At 45.0% G+C, this 2,382-nt stretch carries 3 protein-coding genes; 1 reads left to right on the top strand and 2 read right to left on the bottom strand.

Annotated features, from left to right (window positions below; translation table 11 throughout):
* The coding region (locus tag B3182_RS12205; RefSeq protein WP_292752923.1) for a gamma-glutamyltransferase at positions 1 to 483 on the bottom strand (483 nt) is incomplete at its 3' end.
* On the bottom strand, positions 480 to 1,478 hold the full coding sequence (locus tag B3182_RS12200) for a rhodanese-related sulfurtransferase (RefSeq protein ID WP_292358130.1): 999 nt from the start codon (positions 1,476 to 1,478) through the stop codon (positions 480 to 482). The genes B3182_RS12200 and B3182_RS12205, both read right to left, overlap by 4 nt.
* 396 nt (positions 1,479 to 1,874) lie before the next feature.
* On the opposite strand from B3182_RS12200, the gene B3182_RS12195 reads away from it, so the two are divergent.
* Positions 1,875 to 2,288 (top strand): hypothetical protein, encoded by a 414-nt coding sequence (locus B3182_RS12195; protein ID WP_292358132.1) that lies wholly within the window; start codon positions 1,875 to 1,877, stop codon positions 2,286 to 2,288.
* Positions 2,289 to 2,382: the final 94 nt, after the last annotated feature.

The following is a 2,382-nucleotide window of genomic DNA, read 5'->3' as shown; positions in this document are numbered from 1 at the left end:
TGGCGTGACAGCAAAACCTTCTCTGGCAAAACGAATTGCAGGTGCGAGGGTGATGGATAACGGTAAATTGCCATAATGTTCAGTTAAATAATCCAATGCAGCGGGGGTTCCCGGAATGGCAGCCGCCAGAGGTCCATTTAATGATAAATCACGAACCACTTCACCGTTGTTATCCAGATACATATCACGGTGTGCCTGGGAGGGGGCTGTTTCGCGGCTGTCCAGCATAATCTGCAATTGGTCGGTTTCACGGTGTAATAACCAGAATCCACCACCTCCAAGACCAGAGCCGGCAGGCTCAACAACTGCAAGCGCAGCACTTACTGCAATGGCGGCATCAAAGGCGTTGCCACCTTGTTGCAGAATTTCAAAACCGGCCTGGGTGGCTAAAGGATGTGCTGAAGCAATCGCTGCGTTTTGAGGTTGAGCAAAACCAAGTGGAATGATCAGGACATAAAAAAGCAGGGCAGTGAATAATCTCATCGATGGTGTTTTTTCATTGCAGCGAGTCGATCCTGCTCTTTACGACGGATTTTCTCCAGACGATGTAATTCAGCAGCTTCGTTGGATTCCATGCCGATATGCGCTTCACCACGTTGCAAGGCCAGCTGGATCTGTTTTTCACGCTCTGCGTAGCGGGCTTTCTGATCATCCGTGGTTTTATCAAAACAATGTGGACAGGACACACCGCGCTGATATTTTTCACTTTGCTTGTCTTCTTCGGTGATAGGTAGCCGACAGGCGTGACATTGATCATATTCGCCTTTTTCGAGACTATGATTCACGGTGACCCGTTCATCGAATACAAAACATTCACCTTCCCACAGCGATTCCTGTTCGGGCACATCTTCCAGATATTTGAGAATGCCTCCTTCCAGATGATAAACCTCCTCAAACCCCTGTTCTTTTAGATAAGCGGTGGATTTTTCACAGCGAATTCCGCCAGTACAGAACATCGCAACTTTTTTATGTTTTTGCGGATCCAGATGCTGTTTTACATATTCTGGAAATTCACGAAAACTTTCTGTGTGAGGGTTAACCGCGTTTTTGAAAGTGCCAACTTCTACCTCGTAGTCATTACGGGTATCGACCAGTAAGACTTCAGGATCACTGATTAATTTGTTCCAGTCTTTGGGTTTGATATAGGTGCCGACCGACTGTTTCGGATCAATGCCTTCGATGCCCATGGTGACGATTTCACGTTTTAATTTCACCCGGCTTCGCAGAAAAGGGGGAGTATCGGTATACGACTCTTTGTAACTTAAATCCTTTAATCTGGGATCGCCGCGTAAATAATCCAGCAATGCATCAATAGATTGTCGCGAACCAGCGACGGTGCCATTTATCCCTTCCTGTGCCAGTAATAAGGTGCCACGCACTTCATTATCCAGCATGAATTTGAGCAGCGAGGGTTTAATCGCAGCATAATCATCCAGAGTGACAAATTCATACAATGCACAGACCACAGTTTGAGCCATAGAAATATTCCGTAAAGAGTTAAAAGCCTTAGGGTCTGTTGTTCTTTCAAAGCCACCACTGCTGGAGGCTATTTTTTTCGTCCAACAAGGCGGAAATGATGCGGTGTAGTCATTCTACATAAATCATTTCCAACGCAGATGGTCGGAAAAATAGTCCCAGCCCTTCGGGTTATGATTGAAAAAACGCCATTCGGTGTTGCTCGTCATTTATTTGAAACAACCAAACCGCATTCCTCGTGGCTTGTATGACGTTTTTTCAATTCACAACAGAGGCGGCTTTGAAAAAACAACAGACCCTACATTTTACAGGGAAATTATCAGGTCGGGTATGCTCACTTGACAGTAAGCTTTAGCAAGCAGTAAATGATTGTACCAATCAACACATTGAGGTGTGAAATGGATGAATTGCAACAACTCAAAGAAGAAAGTGAACAGTGGCGGGCTGATCATCTTCGCTGGTTGGCCGATGCAGATTCCTGGACCCATCATACTCAGAGATTAATAGCCGTTCTGCACAAACTGGAAAGAAGTTTACCCGAACATACGGCCAAGCTGGATCAACATGTTGAATTAATTATGCAACATGAAAAAACCATTAACCGCTATGAATGCGGACTCGACCCGCATTGTCTGTCCAGCTGTGACAGTTATATTAATTTAGAAAAACAACGGGCGTTTCACGATAGATTGCGAAAACTGCACCATAAAATGCAACTGCATCATCAACAATTTAGCGAGCAATATAAAAATCAGATGGCCATTTTTTATCAACAGGCGCAACAGTTGATGCAGGAAATTGCCGAAGGCTAGGGCTTGTTAATCTTTCATCTCCGCCTCTGTTGTGAGCTGAAAAAACGTCAATCAAGGCACGAGGAGCGCCTTTTGTGAGATACATCCATGTATC

It is taken from the genome of Methylophaga sp. UBA4204 (genome assembly GCF_002379485.1).
In the GTDB taxonomy this organism is placed as follows: Bacteria; Pseudomonadota; Gammaproteobacteria; order Nitrosococcales; family Methylophagaceae; genus Methylophaga.
This window is presented reverse-complemented; position numbering and strand designations above follow the sequence as displayed.

Bases quoted from the DNA above. Each gene is read 5' to 3' on its own strand.
- B3182_RS12195 (WP_292358132.1), top strand. From the start codon at position 1,875: ATGGATGAATTGCAACAACTCAAAGAAGAAAGTGAACAGTGGCGGGCT.
- B3182_RS12200 (WP_292358130.1), bottom strand. From the start codon at position 1,478: ATGGCTCAAACTGTGGTCTGTGCATTGTATGAATTTGTCACTCTGGAT.